This is a genomic window from Caldisericum exile AZM16c01 (assembly GCF_000284335.1).
GTDB classification, from domain to species: domain Bacteria; phylum Caldisericota; class Caldisericia; order Caldisericales; family Caldisericaceae; genus Caldisericum; species Caldisericum exile.
In genome coordinates, this window is the sequence record NC_017096.1 from 575,234 (window position 1) to 587,784 (window position 12,551).

At 35.1% G+C, this 12,551-nt stretch carries 17 protein-coding genes and 2 tRNA genes; 13 read left to right on the forward strand and 6 right to left on the reverse strand.

From position 1 onward, the window contains the following. From CSE_RS02790 to CSE_RS02800, 3 genes are all read right to left on the reverse strand, one after another. On the reverse strand, positions 1–852 hold the full coding sequence (locus CSE_RS02790; RefSeq protein WP_014453129.1) for a PstS family phosphate ABC transporter substrate-binding protein: 852 nt from the start codon (positions 850–852) through the stop codon (positions 1–3). Positions 853–941: 89 nt separating this feature from the next. After that, positions 942–2,102 (reverse strand): sensor histidine kinase, encoded by a 1,161-nt coding sequence (locus CSE_RS02795; RefSeq protein ID WP_156785888.1) that lies wholly within the window; start codon positions 2,100–2,102, stop codon positions 942–944. Between the two features lie 119 nt (positions 2,103–2,221). Further along, the gene (locus CSE_RS02800; RefSeq protein WP_014453131.1) at positions 2,222–2,890 is read right to left on the reverse strand and encodes a response regulator transcription factor; all 669 of its coding nucleotides are present in this window, start codon (positions 2,888–2,890) and stop codon (positions 2,222–2,224) included. Positions 2,891–2,945: 55 nt separating this feature from the next. Here CSE_RS02800 and CSE_RS02805 point away from each other — a divergent pair, with 55 nt between their 5' ends. The 7 genes from CSE_RS02805 to CSE_RS02835 all read left to right on the forward strand — a co-directional run bounded on the left by CSE_RS02805 (position 2,946) and on the right by CSE_RS02835 (position 6,972). Beyond that, positions 2,946–4,010 carry a DUF763 domain-containing protein gene (locus CSE_RS02805; protein ID WP_014453132.1) on the forward strand — a complete coding sequence of 355 codons (1,065 nt, stop codon included), beginning with the start codon at positions 2,946–2,948 and terminating at the stop codon, positions 4,008–4,010. Further along, a complete protein-coding gene (locus tag CSE_RS02810; RefSeq protein WP_014453133.1) occupies positions 4,007–4,597 on the forward strand; it encodes an IMPACT family protein in 591 nt (196 codons plus the stop codon). Before CSE_RS02805 ends, CSE_RS02810 begins: the two co-directional genes overlap by 4 nt. Positions 4,598–4,665: 68 nt before the next feature. After that, entirely contained in the window at positions 4,666–4,938 is a 273-nt protein-coding gene (gene rpsP, locus CSE_RS02815) for a 30S ribosomal protein S16 (RefSeq protein ID WP_014453134.1), read from the forward strand. Further along, complete coding sequence (locus tag CSE_RS02820; RefSeq protein ID WP_041726039.1) at positions 4,938–5,183, forward strand: KH domain-containing protein; 246 nt, start codon at positions 4,938–4,940, stop codon at positions 5,181–5,183. Before rpsP ends, CSE_RS02820 begins: the two co-directional genes overlap by 1 nt. A gap of 17 nt (positions 5,184–5,200) precedes the next feature. Further along, positions 5,201–5,620: a YlqD family protein gene (locus CSE_RS02825; protein WP_014453136.1), complete on the forward strand. Its 420-nt coding sequence runs from the start codon at positions 5,201–5,203 to the stop codon at positions 5,618–5,620. 18 nt (positions 5,621–5,638) lie between these two features. After that, complete coding sequence (trmD, locus tag CSE_RS02830) at positions 5,639–6,391, forward strand: tRNA (guanosine(37)-N1)-methyltransferase TrmD (protein WP_014453137.1); 753 nt, start codon at positions 5,639–5,641, stop codon at positions 6,389–6,391. Then, positions 6,388–6,972 (forward strand): RNA methyltransferase, encoded by a 585-nt coding sequence (locus CSE_RS02835; RefSeq protein ID WP_014453138.1) that lies wholly within the window; start codon positions 6,388–6,390, stop codon positions 6,970–6,972. The genes trmD and CSE_RS02835 overlap by 4 nt, the downstream gene beginning before the upstream one ends. Here CSE_RS02835 and CSE_RS02840 read toward each other — a convergent pair. Further along, complete coding sequence (locus CSE_RS02840) at positions 6,944–7,837, reverse strand: DMT family transporter (protein ID WP_014453139.1); 894 nt, start codon at positions 7,835–7,837, stop codon at positions 6,944–6,946. The two genes, CSE_RS02835 and CSE_RS02840, sit on opposite strands and share 29 nt — an antisense overlap. Positions 7,838–7,954: 117 nt before the next feature. Between CSE_RS02840 and rplS the strand changes: the two genes are divergently transcribed. The 4 genes from rplS to CSE_RS02860 are packed head-to-tail and all read left to right on the forward strand — an operon-like array spanning position 7,955 to position 9,795. Continuing rightward, positions 7,955–8,350: a 50S ribosomal protein L19 gene (rplS, locus tag CSE_RS02845; protein WP_014453140.1), complete on the forward strand. Its 396-nt coding sequence runs from the start codon at positions 7,955–7,957 to the stop codon at positions 8,348–8,350. Continuing rightward, positions 8,351–8,884 carry a signal peptidase I gene (lepB, locus tag CSE_RS02850; RefSeq protein WP_014453141.1) on the forward strand — a complete coding sequence of 178 codons (534 nt, stop codon included), beginning with the start codon at positions 8,351–8,353 and terminating at the stop codon, positions 8,882–8,884. After that, a complete protein-coding gene (locus CSE_RS02855) occupies positions 8,868–9,476 on the forward strand; it encodes a ribonuclease HII (RefSeq protein ID WP_014453142.1) in 609 nt (202 codons plus the stop codon). The genes lepB and CSE_RS02855 overlap by 17 nt, the downstream gene beginning before the upstream one ends. Beyond that, the gene (locus tag CSE_RS02860) at positions 9,469–9,795 is read left to right on the forward strand and encodes a YraN family protein (RefSeq protein ID WP_172633858.1); all 327 of its coding nucleotides are present in this window, start codon (positions 9,469–9,471) and stop codon (positions 9,793–9,795) included. The genes CSE_RS02855 and CSE_RS02860 overlap by 8 nt, the downstream gene beginning before the upstream one ends. Here the strand turns inward: CSE_RS02860 and CSE_RS02865 are convergent. Continuing rightward, a tRNA-Gln gene (locus CSE_RS02865) sits at positions 9,796–9,870 on the reverse strand. It abuts the gene before it with no gap. Positions 9,871–9,911: 41 nt separating this feature from the next. Between CSE_RS02865 and CSE_RS02870 the strand changes: the two genes are divergently transcribed. Both CSE_RS02870 and CSE_RS02875 read left to right on the forward strand, forming a co-directional pair. Then, positions 9,912–11,576, forward strand: coding sequence for a ribonuclease J (locus CSE_RS02870; protein WP_014453144.1), 1,665 nt, complete (start codon positions 9,912–9,914; stop codon positions 11,574–11,576). A gap of 3 nt (positions 11,577–11,579) precedes the next feature. Next, positions 11,580–11,663 (forward strand) — tRNA-Leu (locus CSE_RS02875). Between the two features lie 2 nt (positions 11,664–11,665). Here CSE_RS02875 and CSE_RS02880 read toward each other — a convergent pair. Then, a complete protein-coding gene (locus CSE_RS02880) occupies positions 11,666–12,466 on the reverse strand; it encodes a metallophosphoesterase (RefSeq protein ID WP_014453145.1) in 801 nt (266 codons plus the stop codon). Positions 12,467–12,551: the final 85 nt, after the last annotated feature.

Genomic DNA, 12,551 nt, shown 5'->3' on the forward strand with positions numbered 1-12,551 from the left:
CTACTTTATTCTAATAAATCCTACACTTTCTACAATATCCTGCCCTTCCGGGGAAAGAACGAAATCAATGAAATTTTTTACTTCTCCTTGTGGTTGTCCGTTTGTATACATATATAGGTGCCTTGATAATTTATAAGTTTTATTTATTGCATTTTCTTTTGAAGGCATAACACCTTCATATGCAACCGGCTTTACGGAAGAATCAACATATCCAAGTCCTATATATCCTATTGCTCCTTCCGTTGTTGCAACGGTGTTTTTAACTGTTTGATTAGAGGATTGATAGATCGCCTTGTCTGTAATTTTTGCATCTTTTGGAAGAGCAAGCTCCATGAAAGCTCCGTATGTGCCTGATGAAGTATCTCTGGAGACGACAACAATTGGAGCGTCTTTCCATCCTAAATCTTTCCAGTTTGTAATTTTCCCAGTAAAGATGTCAATGACCTGATCCCTTGTAAGATTTGTTATTGGATTTGCGGGGTTTACAACAATCGAAAGAGCATCAAGTGCTATTGGAATCTCGTATGGACTTACTCCTTTTGCCTTTGCTTTCTCAATTTCTTCGGTTTTTATTTCTCTTGAAGAGTTTGCAATGTCTGTTGTTCCGTCAATGAGTGCAGCAATACCATTGCCTGAACCTGTTCCCTCAACAGAGATTTTTACATTTGGATGTTTGTCCATGTAAATTTCTGCTGCCTTTTGGGCGATTGGAAACACGGTTGTTGAACCATTCATTGTGATTTTTACTTCTTGAGTTTGTGATGTCTGCTTGCAACCTGTAAGACTTACTGCAATTGCTAAAACGATACCCATGATTACAAGATACGCTAAGAACTTGCCTTTCTTATCCATGCCTTCACCTCCACTTTTATGGTAGAAGGAAAACGCCAAAAGTAAAAGTATTTTTTGTTAAAATTTGGTTAAATTCAGGTTAAATTGCTTTAACTTGCTTTTGGGAATTTTAGTGTGAATTTTGTTCCGATGCCCAGTTTACTTTCAACCTTTATTTCTCCAGAATGCATATCTACTATTCTTTTAGTAATTGTTAATCCAAGCCCTGTCCCTTTTACAATTTCATTTCTAGATGAGTCTTCTCGATAGAATGGCTCAAAGATTTTTTCAACATTTTCTTCTTTGATACCCTTTCCTGTATCTTCAACAGTAATATACACAAATTTTTCGTCGTTAAGCACATTTAGGCTAACCTTGCCTTGCTCTGTATATTTCAAGGCATTTTCAAGGAGGTTAATAAGTACATCTTCCAAAAGGAAATAATTTCCTCTTATTATAGAATTTTGTTGTATAGTATAAGAAAGTTCAATACCCTTTTCTTTAAATAAGTTTGCGAATTTTTCTACAACTTCGCTTGAGAGTTTTGAAAAATCTACAACCTCGTTAAGGGTGTTTCTTCCTGATTCGATTTCGCTTAGTTTCAGGATTCTTTCTGTTAGTTTCTTTAGCCTTTCTGAGTTTTCTTTAAGAATTTCTAGGAACTTTTGTCCTTTTTTCTTTATGAAACTTTCACTCTCGAGAATTTCAACCGTTCCAAGGATGGATGATAGAGGTGTTTTCATCTCATGAGAAACTGCCTCAAGAAATTGTGTTTTAAGCAAAGTTTCACTTTTTAGGTCGCTTAATTTCTTGAATATTGCAAGAAAGTGTTTCTTTTCCTTAAGCACAATTGGAAAAATATCTACTTCATAAGGTGTTTCATTTATGTATATTTGAGCGACATTTTCTTCTCCGTTTTTTAACGCATCGCTAATAAGTGTTATGAGTTCGCTATTTCTTATTGCTTCGTAGTAGAGTTTTTTGTCTTTAAGTTTAATGAAGCTCTGAGATCCTTCATTTTTGAAGACAATCTCGCCTTTATTGTCGATTATAAGAATTGCTTCGTCAATTTTTGATGATATGCCATTACAGATGGTTTTGAGGTCATTTAATTCTTTCAGTTTGTTTAAATAATCTTCACCTAACTTGATTGTATAACTTGTAATTTGATCGAAAATATATAAATTTTCATTGGTTTTTTTTACTTCGTTTTTATCTATAACATTTTTTAAAAGGTCTTCTAAATTTTTTATTTCGACAGATTCTTTCAATAGATATACAAGCAATATCAGTATTGAGGTTAAAAGTACGGACAAACCTAAAAGATTTTTAAAAGGAAGTATAAAAAGTGAAAGTAATATAAGCCCTGTTGCGCTTGCGATATACGAATTTATTCTTCTAATTGGAATTTGTAGCCAACCCCCCTTATTGTTGCAATGTACTTACCGCAATCATGCAGTTTGTCTCTGATACTCTTAATATGCACGTCAACAGCTCGCTCCGTGGGAGATACAGTGTGCAAGAATGCTTCATTAAGTAGTTCTTCTCTTGTGAAGACTTTACCCTTTCCTTCGACAAGTACTTTTAAAATTCTAAATTCTGTTGGCGTAAGTTTTACAGGTTTGTCTTTGCAATAGACAAGATAATTTGCAAAATCAAGGGTAAGATCACCAGCTTGAAGTGATGCCTTCTTTCCTTCTCTCACAAATGCCTTTACTTTTGCAGCAAGCACTCTTGGTGAGAATGGCTTTGGGATGTAATCATTTGCGCCCATTTCAAGACCAAGTACCATATCTCCTTCAGAATTTTTTGCCGTAAGAATAATAACAGGAATGTCCTTGGTGTCCTCACGTGACTTAAGGGTTTTAAGAATTGTAAGGCCATCTACATTGGGTAGCATTAGGTCAAGCACAATGCAATCATACTTTTTCGAACCAATTGCATTGAGGAAACTATCGCCTGTGTAATACTTGTCGACCTTAAAGCCCTCTCTCTCTACATAAAAAGAGGCAAGATCAACGATGTCCTTTTCGTCATCAATAATCGCTATTCTCTTCATATTTTTATTATATGTAAAATGGAGTTTTTTTACAAAGGGTGTATAATTTAGAAGTATGAGACAAGGATATGTTGAATTACCTTTGCATGGCGGGAATGCACCTCCGTGGCTTTTTAAAAGAATGGAGAAGTTAGCAAAGTACCTATCTATTGCTATTGTTGATTTTTTTGGGATAGAAGAATATCTTAAGCGTCTTTCTGATCCTATATGGTTTCAATCCTTTGGCTGTCTTCTTGGGTTTGATTGGCATAGTTCGGGACTTACAACCACTACCACAGGTGCAATTATCTCTGGCTTGTCAGATGAAAGTAAAAATTTAGGACTATTTTTTGCAGGTGGAAAAGGTGCAAGAGCAATAGATACACCGAATCATATTAATAGAATACTTGAACAAGGTTTGATAGATCTGGAGCTTGCTAATTCATTGAAAAGAACCTCTCGTCTTGTTGCAAAAGTTGATTCTTCGTGTATTCAAGATGGCTATAAACTTTACCATCACTTTTTAGTTTTCGATAAATTTGGAAATTGGACAATTATTCAACAAGGAATGAAAGAAAGCAAGCACTATGCAAGAAGATACCACTGGAACTCTTTTGGCCTCAAAAGTTTAGTTAATGATCCACATAAAGGAATAATTACCGCAAAATTTGAAACTCCGTTGAATCTTGTCGATAGTAGCATTGTTGAAACACAAAAGAGAATGGTTCAGCTTGCAAGCGATAAAAACTTTTCAAAAGAAATAAGGAACATCAAATTTCCCTCACATCATCCAATTTACGAAAGCGATTTTGATAAAGAGCGTCTTTCCAAAATTTTTAGTGCCGTTTCGGAGTTAAATCCCAAGGATTTTGAGGAACTACTTCTTGTAAAAGGTGTTGGTGAGAAGAGTTTACGTGCACTTGCACTTTCCTCACATTTAATTTTTGGTTCTTCTCTTTCATTTAAAGATCCTGCAACATTTTCATTTGCGCATGGCGGAAAAGATGGATATCCTTATCCTGTTATGAGAGATATTTATGATAAAACTATTGAGGTGTTTGAAACGGCTATAAAAAAAGCAAAACTTTCGGAACTCGAAAAAGAGAAACTTCTTTCAAAATTGAAGAGCCTTGTAGTATGAAATACAAAACAGTCGACGGTGTCGTTGTGAAAAATGTAATAAAGAGATCAACTTTTATAGCAACTGTTAAAAGGGTTTCAAGTATGTCCGAAGTTGAAAGTTTATTAAGGGGTATAAAAGCGCAGTATAAGGATGCAAATCATAATCCTTATGCTTATAGACTCGTCTCGGGGGAAAGCCATTACTCTGATGATGGAGAGCCGAGTGGCTCGGCGGGGCTTCCAATTTTTAATGCGATAAGACACTTTGATGTGTATAATGTTTGTGTCGTTGTTACCAGGTATTTTGGAGGGATTAAATTAGGAATTCCTGGACTTATTGAGGCGTATGGAAAGACTGCAGAATTTGCGATTAGCAGTGCGAAAATTGTTGAGGAAAAGACAATGAAAACCTTTGAGATAACATTTCCGTATAAGTCGTTTAATTATGTTAACTATGTTTTAAACAAAGTTCAAGCCGAAATTATAAAAAGAGAGTTTAATGAAATAGGTTTGGTAATTGCAAAAGTTGACGAAGATATGTTTGATGACTTTACAAATTTACTTAAAAAGGAAGGAAGTATTTCTTTTAAGATTTTAAGTTTTTAACTTGCAAACAAAGTTGATTTTTGTTATAATAAGTTTGCTACAGATGAAACTGACTTAGGAGGCGAAAGTTGGCTACAAAAATTAAGCTTGCAAGAGTTGGAGCACCTCATCGAGCATTTTATAGGGTTATTGTTTCCGACTCTCGTTTTGCAACTGATAGTAAGGTAATTGAAATTGTTGGACACTGGAATCCTGTTGTTGAACCTGAAGAACTTGTTTTCAACAAGGAAAAGGTTCTTGATTGGCTGAAAAAAGGCGCACAGCCCACTGAAAGTGTTGTTAATCTTCTAAAACGTGCAAAAATTTGGGACGAGTACCTAAAACTCAAAGGAGGTAAGTGATGAAAGAACTTATTGAAACTATTGTTAAGGCTTTGGTTGACAAGCCAGAGGAAGTTAAAGTTACAGAAGTTGCAGGTGAAACTGCAGTTATTTACGAAATTAAAGTTGCAGATTCCGATATCGGAAAAGTAATCGGAAAGCAGGGAAAAACTGCAAACGCACTTAGAACAATCGTAAAAGCAGCATCCTCAAAGATTGGAAAAGCTGCAAGTATTCAGATTAACTCCAAGCCAAGAGGAGCATAACACCGTAGGAGTGCTCGATGAGTGTGCTTCACCTTAAGCAAAATGTAATAGTTAAAGTAATAGTAACCGAAAAGTTTAAGGAAGATTTTAAGAGAGAGCTTTCAAGACAGTTGGAGGCAGCCGAAGGAAAGGCGCGTGAGTTAAAATCTTCTCTTGCGCGCCTTGTTATTGAAAGTGCAGGAATTCAAAATCCAACATATGTAGAAAGTCTCAAAGCAAGAATTGAAGAAGAAAGAATGCTTCAAGAGGCAATTGCATCTGATTTGAGGGAAAAGATAAAGGAAGTAGAGTCTCTTACTCCTGATAGCATATATCCTTATACAGTTATTGAAGGCTTAGTTGATGTTGATGTTGGTGATAACTTATTTAAAAAAATTGCAGGTGTTGAGGTCCTTATAAAAGACGGCGTTGTTATAGAAATTAAAGAAGGCACCTAAAGGTGCCTCTTTTAGTTTATGGAAGTCCATTTTCTTACCATCTTTCCTGATTTTTTTGAATGTGCAAAGGCATTTGGCCTTTTTAAAGTTGCAATAGATCGTTCAATTTTATCGTATTATGTTCACAACCTAAGAGATTTCACAAAAGATAAACACAAGACTACTGATGATACGCCTTATGGTGGTGGTGCAGGTATGGTTATGCTTGTTGAGCCAATCGTAAAAGGTATAGAATCTATTGAAGGAACTTATGGCAAACAGTTCAAAATTCTTACATCACCTCAAGGTATAAAACTTGATGAGAACCTTGCTAAGGAAATTTCTCAAAAGGAAAAATTGCTCTTTATCCCTACCCACTATGAGGGCGTAGATGAACGTGTTATGGATTACATTGATATTGAAATTTCGATTGGTGATTATGTGCTTAGTGGTGGTGAAATTGCATCACTTGTAATTCTGGATGCTGCTTTGAGACTTGTGGAAGGCCTATTACATAACAAAGAGTCTTTATCTGAAGAAACTTTTGAGAATAATCTTCTTGAATATCCACAATATACACGCCCCTATGATTTTAGAGGAGAAACTGTCCCAGATGTTCTGAGGAGTGGTAATCATAGGGAAATAGAAAAATTTAGGAAGAAAGAGTCTCTTAGAAGAACTTTACTTAAAAGGCCTGATTTGCTTTTAAAACACAATTTTACAGATGAAGAAATAAAATTGCTTAAGGAGATACAGAAAGAAATCGAAGAAATTATAAGGAGACTAACATGATTAAATTATACATGGCACTTCTTCACTATCCTGCCTATAACAAGAACAGAGAAATTGTTGCAACAAGTATAGTTATTCATGACTTGCACGACATGTCAAGAGCAGCACGGACATACGGAGTGAAAACTTTTTATATAGTGCAACCAATGGAAGAGCAGAAGAAAGTTGTCTCCCGTATTGTTCATTTTTGGCAAACTGTTGGGTACGAATACAATCCCAATAGATTAGAAGCAATTTCAGTTATTGATGTAAAGGATTCCCTCTTTGATGTAATTAAGGAAATCGAAGAGAAAGAAGGCGTTCGTCCTTTTATTATTGGGACATCTGCAAAGGAAAGAAATAATATAGTAACGTATGAGTTTGTTGCAAAGGAGTTAAAAAATAACAGACCTATACTTATATGTTTTGGCACAGGGTGGGGAATACCAGAAGAATTCGAGAAAAATTTTGATGGCTTCTTGCCACCAATTATTGGTATTACCGATTTCAATCACCTTTCGGTAAGAAGTGCCACTTCAATTATTCTTGATAGAATAATTACGAGTTTTAAATCTATTTCTTTTCCATCTTCAACGGATTAACAAAGAAAAGTCCCAGTATTATCGTTACTCCTCCCAATATCATTACAAAATTCATTGGCTCTTTTAGGAAGATAACACCGCTTAAACTCCCAATTATAGGATTCAAATATATAAATGTTGCGGTTGTCGAAGCCTCTTTATATTCAAGTGCCTTAAACCAAACAGCATAGCCTATGAGAATACATAAAACACCCAGATAAAGAACTGCAATTAAAGTTTGCGTATTCATAGTAAATATTTGTTGAACGAACATTGCTTTTGCAAAAGGAATAAGAGCAAGAGTTCCAAAAAATAATCCAAGTGTATTTACCTCAATTGGCTTAAACTTCTTGTAAAGGGATTTTGAAGTAACTGTTGCAAGCGCCCAGGAGGTTACAGATGATAAACTTAGTAAAACCCCAAGTGAATTTTTCACTTCAAATTTATGTGAGATACCATATGTAAGAGTAATAACTCCTACGAGAGAAATTATTAATCCTACTATCCTTTTCTTTTCAAGTTTTTCTTTGAGAATAATTGACGAAAGTATACCTGTAATTACTGGGCTAAAGCCTGCAACAAGTGCTGCAACAGATGCATTAATCATTGTTTCAGCTGTGTTTAAAAATATGTGATATGAAGGAACGATGAGAAGTCCTACAAACAATATCTTTAAAAAGTCTGCAATGGATTGTATTTTCTTAAGACCTGTATAAAAATCCTTAAACAAAAACAAAAAAGGAAATATTATAAAAAATCTTGCTAAGACAAGCGAAACAGGTTCAAGTTGTCTTTCTGCAATTTTAATAAATGTGTATGAATTTGCCCACACAAGAAAAAGTAAAAAGAGGCTCACATTGACCCATAAGCCGGTTTTCTTTTCCATATTACCTCCAAACAGTTTATGGATATTATAGCAAAATTTTCAAAAATTTGTTGCAAAAGTATTTGAAATCTGTATAATATTTTGGTATATTTGAAAATGTGAAAGGGGTTGATTTATATGAAGGACATTTTGAAAGAGGTAGAGAAGGAATATTTAAAAGAAAGACCTAACTTTAATGTTGGTGATACCATTAGAGTGCATGCGATTGTGAAAGAAGGCGGAAAAGAAAGAGTTCAGGTCTTTGAAGGAGTAGTCATTGCAAAAAAAGGCGGCGGCATTAACGAAACTTTCACTGTAAGGAAGGTTTCATATGGAGTTGGTGTAGAAAGAGTTTTCCCTCTACATTCCCCATTAATTAAGAAGATTGAAATTAAAAGAAAAGGTGATGTAAGAAGAGCAAAACTATATTACCTAAGGGAAAGACTTGGTAAGGCACAAAATGTAAAAGAAAAGGTTGAAAGCGCTGCAAAAGCACAAAGCGAAACTACCCAAGAGGAAAATATTGAGAACTAAATGAGTGATTTTCAAAAAGAACTGAAAAGTTGGATTATTTTAATAATAGTTGCGTTCTTAATATCTTTTGTGCTAAGGGCATACGTTATTCAACCATTTAGGGTGCAGATGACCTCAATGGTTGCAACCCTTGAACCTAACGACCTTGTACTTGTCGAAAAAATAACATATAGGTTTTCTAAGCCCCACAGGGGGGATGTTGTTGTTTTTATCCCCCCAAATAATCCCAAAGATAAGTACATTAAAAGAGTTATAGGTCTTCCAGGCGAAACAATTTATATTAAAAACGATACTGTATACATTGACGGGAAGCCTTTAAAAGAACCTTATCTCAATTCGCCAATGGCAGACATGGAGCCTGTAAAAGTTCCCGATGGTTCTGTATTCGTTATGGGTGATAATAGGTCTGTCAGTCTTGATTCAAGGGTATTTGGTCCCATAAAAATTTCGAGTATTATAGGCCGAGCAATTCTTATATACTGGCCTATAAATCATTTCCAATTTCTCCTTGCGTACAGTGGGGAAAATCCTTAGAATAGGAATTGACGAAGTAGGGCGTGGACCACTGGCAGGTCCTGTTGTATCTGCTGCTATCATAATCTATCGCAAAATAGATGGTGTGAAGGATAGTAAGAAACTTACTCCAAAAAGAAGGGAAAATCTCTTTACTCAAATTATTGAATCTGCAGTTGCATTTGGGATTGGCGTTGCATCCAGTGAAGAAATTGATACTCTAAATATCCTTAATGCAACTTTTCTTTCAATGAAAAGAGCATTGGAGAATTTGTTTTTAACCTATGAGAAAAAAGTCGGTTCTTTTGATTCCAAAGGCATTTTATTATTAGTTGATGGAAATAAAAAAATCCCAGAATTACCTTACAAGCAGACGAGCATTATCTCTGGGGATAATCTTGTCTATGAGATAAGTTGTGCTTCAATTATTGCAAAGACTTATCGAGACAATATAATGGTTGCCTTTTCAAAAGAGTTTCCTCAATATGGTTTTGAAAGAAACAAAGGTTATGGGACAAGAGAGCATATTGAGGCAATTTTAAAATTTGGACTTAGTCCAATACATAGAAAAAAATTCGTAAGAGGAATTAACGGTGTTTCGCTCTTTGGGTAAGGAAGGCGAAGATCTTGCAACAAAATACCTTATTTCAAGAGGTTTCAAAATTCTTGAGCGAAATTTCAGGACGCCTTTTGGAGAGATAGACATTATTGCAGTAAAGGATGGGAAATTGCACTTTATTGAAGTGAAAACAAGGAGCAGTGAAAATTTTGGCAGAGGTGCTGAAGCCGTAGATAAGCGAAAATTGAGCCACATTGTTAGTTCGATTAATTTTTATCTAAAAGGTAGAAACTTTGATTACGAAATTGGAATTTTAGATATACTTAAAGTAGGAAATGATTTTGAAATTAATTATATTAGAGATATTTTTTAATGGCTGGGGCGGAAGGATTCGAACCTTCGGATGACGGATCCAAAGTCCGTTGCCTTACCGCTTGGCTACGCCCCAACGCCTTTATATTTTATTGATTTTTAAGGAGAAGTCAAGAGATGAAAAACGAATTTAAAATTATTCCGTTAGGCGGAATTGGTGAAATTGGCAAGAATTCAACACTGCTTGAATATAAGGGAGATATTGCCCTTATAGATTTCGGTTTTAAATTTCCACCACCAGATTTATTTGGAGTGGACTTTATAATTCCCGATTACAACTATATTTTGAAAAATAAAAATAAGTTAAAGGCAGTTGTGTTAACTCATGGGCATCTTGACCATATAGGTGGCTTGAGATTCCTTCTTGAGGAGGTTAAACCATCTGTTATTTTAGGCTCCGATTTGACGCTTGGACTTGTAAAAGAAAATATCCCGCCGAAATTAAAAAGCACTTTAAATTTTGAGGTTGTAAAACCGAGACAAACTGTGAAGGTGGGAAATTTTGAATTCACATTCTTAACTGTAACCCATAGCATTCCGGGGAGTTTTGGTATTATTGTTAAAACTGATGAGGGAAGGATATTTTTTACAGGAGACTATAAGTTTGATGCAACTCCAATAGATGGAAGACAAATGGATATTGAAAAACTTGAGGAATTATCAAAATCTGGCATTGATGTGCTATTCTCAGATTCAACCAACGCTGATGAAAGTGGCCTTACAGGTTCCGAATCAATTGTTGGACAAAGCCTATATAAGATAATGGAGGCTGCACCTGGAAGAGTAATTGTTGCAACATTCTCGACAAATATCCATAGAATCCAACAGGTCATTGATATTTCTGAAAGACTCGGGCGAAAAGTTGCTTTTGATGGAAGAAGTATTATTGAGTCAGTTAAGATCGCTTCGAAACTCGGCTATCTTAAAATAAAGGATAATGTTGAGATTGAATTATCCGATATTAATGCAATACCAAAAAAGATGGTAACAATAATAACAACCGGAACTCAGGGAGAACCAATGTCGGGGCTTGTGAGAATTTCAAATGGCGAGCACAATGGGATTAAAATAACAAAAGGGGACATTGTTATCATTTCTGCAGACCCGATCCCAGGAAACGAAAGACTGATTTCAGAAGTTGTGAATAAACTATTTAAGTTAGGTGCTTTTGTTTACTACAGAAAGGAAGATGGAATACATGTTTCTGGACATTGCTCACAGGAAGATATTCGCTTTATGATAGATCTTGTAAAACCGAAATATTTTGTGCCTGTTCACGGTGAATATAAACACCTTGTATATGCAAAGAAAATTGGAGAGGAGGAAGGCATTTCCTCTCAAAATATATTCCTTGTTGAAAATGGATTAGGCGTTGCTCTTTCTGATCATAAATTAAGAAAACTTCCTCGAATATCAACCGGAGAAATTCTCGTTGAAGGCAACATGAAATTTCCTGTAAAAAGCGAGGAAGATCTTACTCATATTGGTGAAAGGAAGGAACTTGCAACCAAAGGCGTGCTTCTTATAATTGTATTTCTCAAAAAGAATAGAGAATTTGCTCGTCCGATTCACATAGAAACCCGTGGATTTGTTTTGCCAAGAGGTGAAGAAGGTGCGATTATTCGTGAGATAAAGACAGAGGTAGAAAAGATAGTAAAGACTGTTGCAAAGAAAGGCGATTTTGGTAATATATCTAAGGAAATAGAACGAAGTGTGAAAGGTATACTAAAAAAGAGTGTAAAACCTCCAATGGTTATTTCTTCTGTACTTACTGAAAAGTAGTATGCGGGAGTGGCGGAACGGCAGACGCGCTGGATTCAGGTTCCAGTAGGGCGACCTGTGAGGGTTCAAATCCCTCCTCCCGCACCAGTCTATTTTTCACTTTTAAGCTTGATGACAGTTAGTTCAGGAGGGCATAGGAATCTGAATTTAAACACGGATGTCCCAATGCCGCGATTAACATAAATTGTCCCAAATTGAGTATTATAAAGTCCTTTTATGTATTCAGTTGTTGTAGGTGCAAGTTTTTTTGAAATAAACGGAACGCCAATTTGCCCACCATGGGTATGGCCACATAAAACTAAATCAAATTTTAAATTGCTTGAAAACTTTGTGACTATATCAGGTGCATGAGATAAAACAAGTGTAAATTTGTTAAGGTTAACTCTGAAAAGCGCGCTATCAAGATCATCGTGCCCAGTAATTGGGTCATCAACACCTATTACATAAAAACTTGAACTGTTAAATGTGTAATAAGTATTTTCATTTTTGAGTAAAGTTATGTTATAGTCATTCAAAAGTTTTTCAATCGCATTTGCTGAACTTTCGTAATCCCAGTTTCCAAGCACTGCAAATGCTGGACCTTCATAACTTAACCTAAATGCACTCAGAAATTGATTCAAAGTTTCTAAGTATTTTTTGTCATCGATAAAGTCTCCTGTAAAAACAACCATGTTGGGCTTTATTGTAATAAGCGATTTTACAACGAACTGTTCTTTTACGCCATAATCTTTTATATGAAGATCTGAAATGTGAACAATTGTGAAGTTATTAAGTGAGTCTTCAATTTTTGAAGATGTATATTCAATGTTTGTAATCTTTATTACGTTCGGTTCGATAAAAAATCCGTAAATGATAATTGCGGAAATTAACAAAATAACTATGTATCGCATACTTTAATTATAGAACTTTTTAAGATTGAAAAAATCTACAAAAAGTTCCCTCTTGACAAGTGAAAAAATGTTCGTAAAATATATT

Bases quoted from the DNA above. Each gene is read 5' to 3' on its own strand.
- CSE_RS02790 (WP_014453129.1), bottom strand. From the start codon at position 852: ATGGATAAGAAAGGCAAGTTCTTAGCGTATCTTGTAATCATGGGTATC.
- CSE_RS02800 (WP_014453131.1), bottom strand. From the start codon at position 2,890: ATGAAGAGAATAGCGATTATTGATGACGAAAAGGACATCGTTGATCTT.
- CSE_RS02805 (WP_014453132.1), top strand. From the start codon at position 2,946: ATGAGACAAGGATATGTTGAATTACCTTTGCATGGCGGGAATGCACCT.
- CSE_RS02810 (WP_014453133.1), top strand. From the start codon at position 4,007: ATGAAATACAAAACAGTCGACGGTGTCGTTGTGAAAAATGTAATAAAG.
- CSE_RS02820 (WP_041726039.1), top strand. From the start codon at position 4,938: ATGAAAGAACTTATTGAAACTATTGTTAAGGCTTTGGTTGACAAGCCA.
- CSE_RS02825 (WP_014453136.1), top strand. From the start codon at position 5,201: ATGAGTGTGCTTCACCTTAAGCAAAATGTAATAGTTAAAGTAATAGTA.
- trmD (WP_014453137.1), top strand. From the start codon at position 5,639: ATGGAAGTCCATTTTCTTACCATCTTTCCTGATTTTTTTGAATGTGCA.
- CSE_RS02835 (WP_014453138.1), top strand. From the start codon at position 6,388: ATGATTAAATTATACATGGCACTTCTTCACTATCCTGCCTATAACAAG.
- CSE_RS02840 (WP_014453139.1), bottom strand. From the start codon at position 7,837: ATGGAAAAGAAAACCGGCTTATGGGTCAATGTGAGCCTCTTTTTACTT.
- rplS (WP_014453140.1), top strand. From the start codon at position 7,955: ATGAAGGACATTTTGAAAGAGGTAGAGAAGGAATATTTAAAAGAAAGA.
- lepB (WP_014453141.1), top strand. From the start codon at position 8,351: ATGAGTGATTTTCAAAAAGAACTGAAAAGTTGGATTATTTTAATAATA.
- CSE_RS02870 (WP_014453144.1), top strand. From the start codon at position 9,912: ATGAAAAACGAATTTAAAATTATTCCGTTAGGCGGAATTGGTGAAATT.
- CSE_RS02880 (WP_014453145.1), bottom strand. From the start codon at position 12,466: ATGCGATACATAGTTATTTTGTTAATTTCCGCAATTATCATTTACGGA.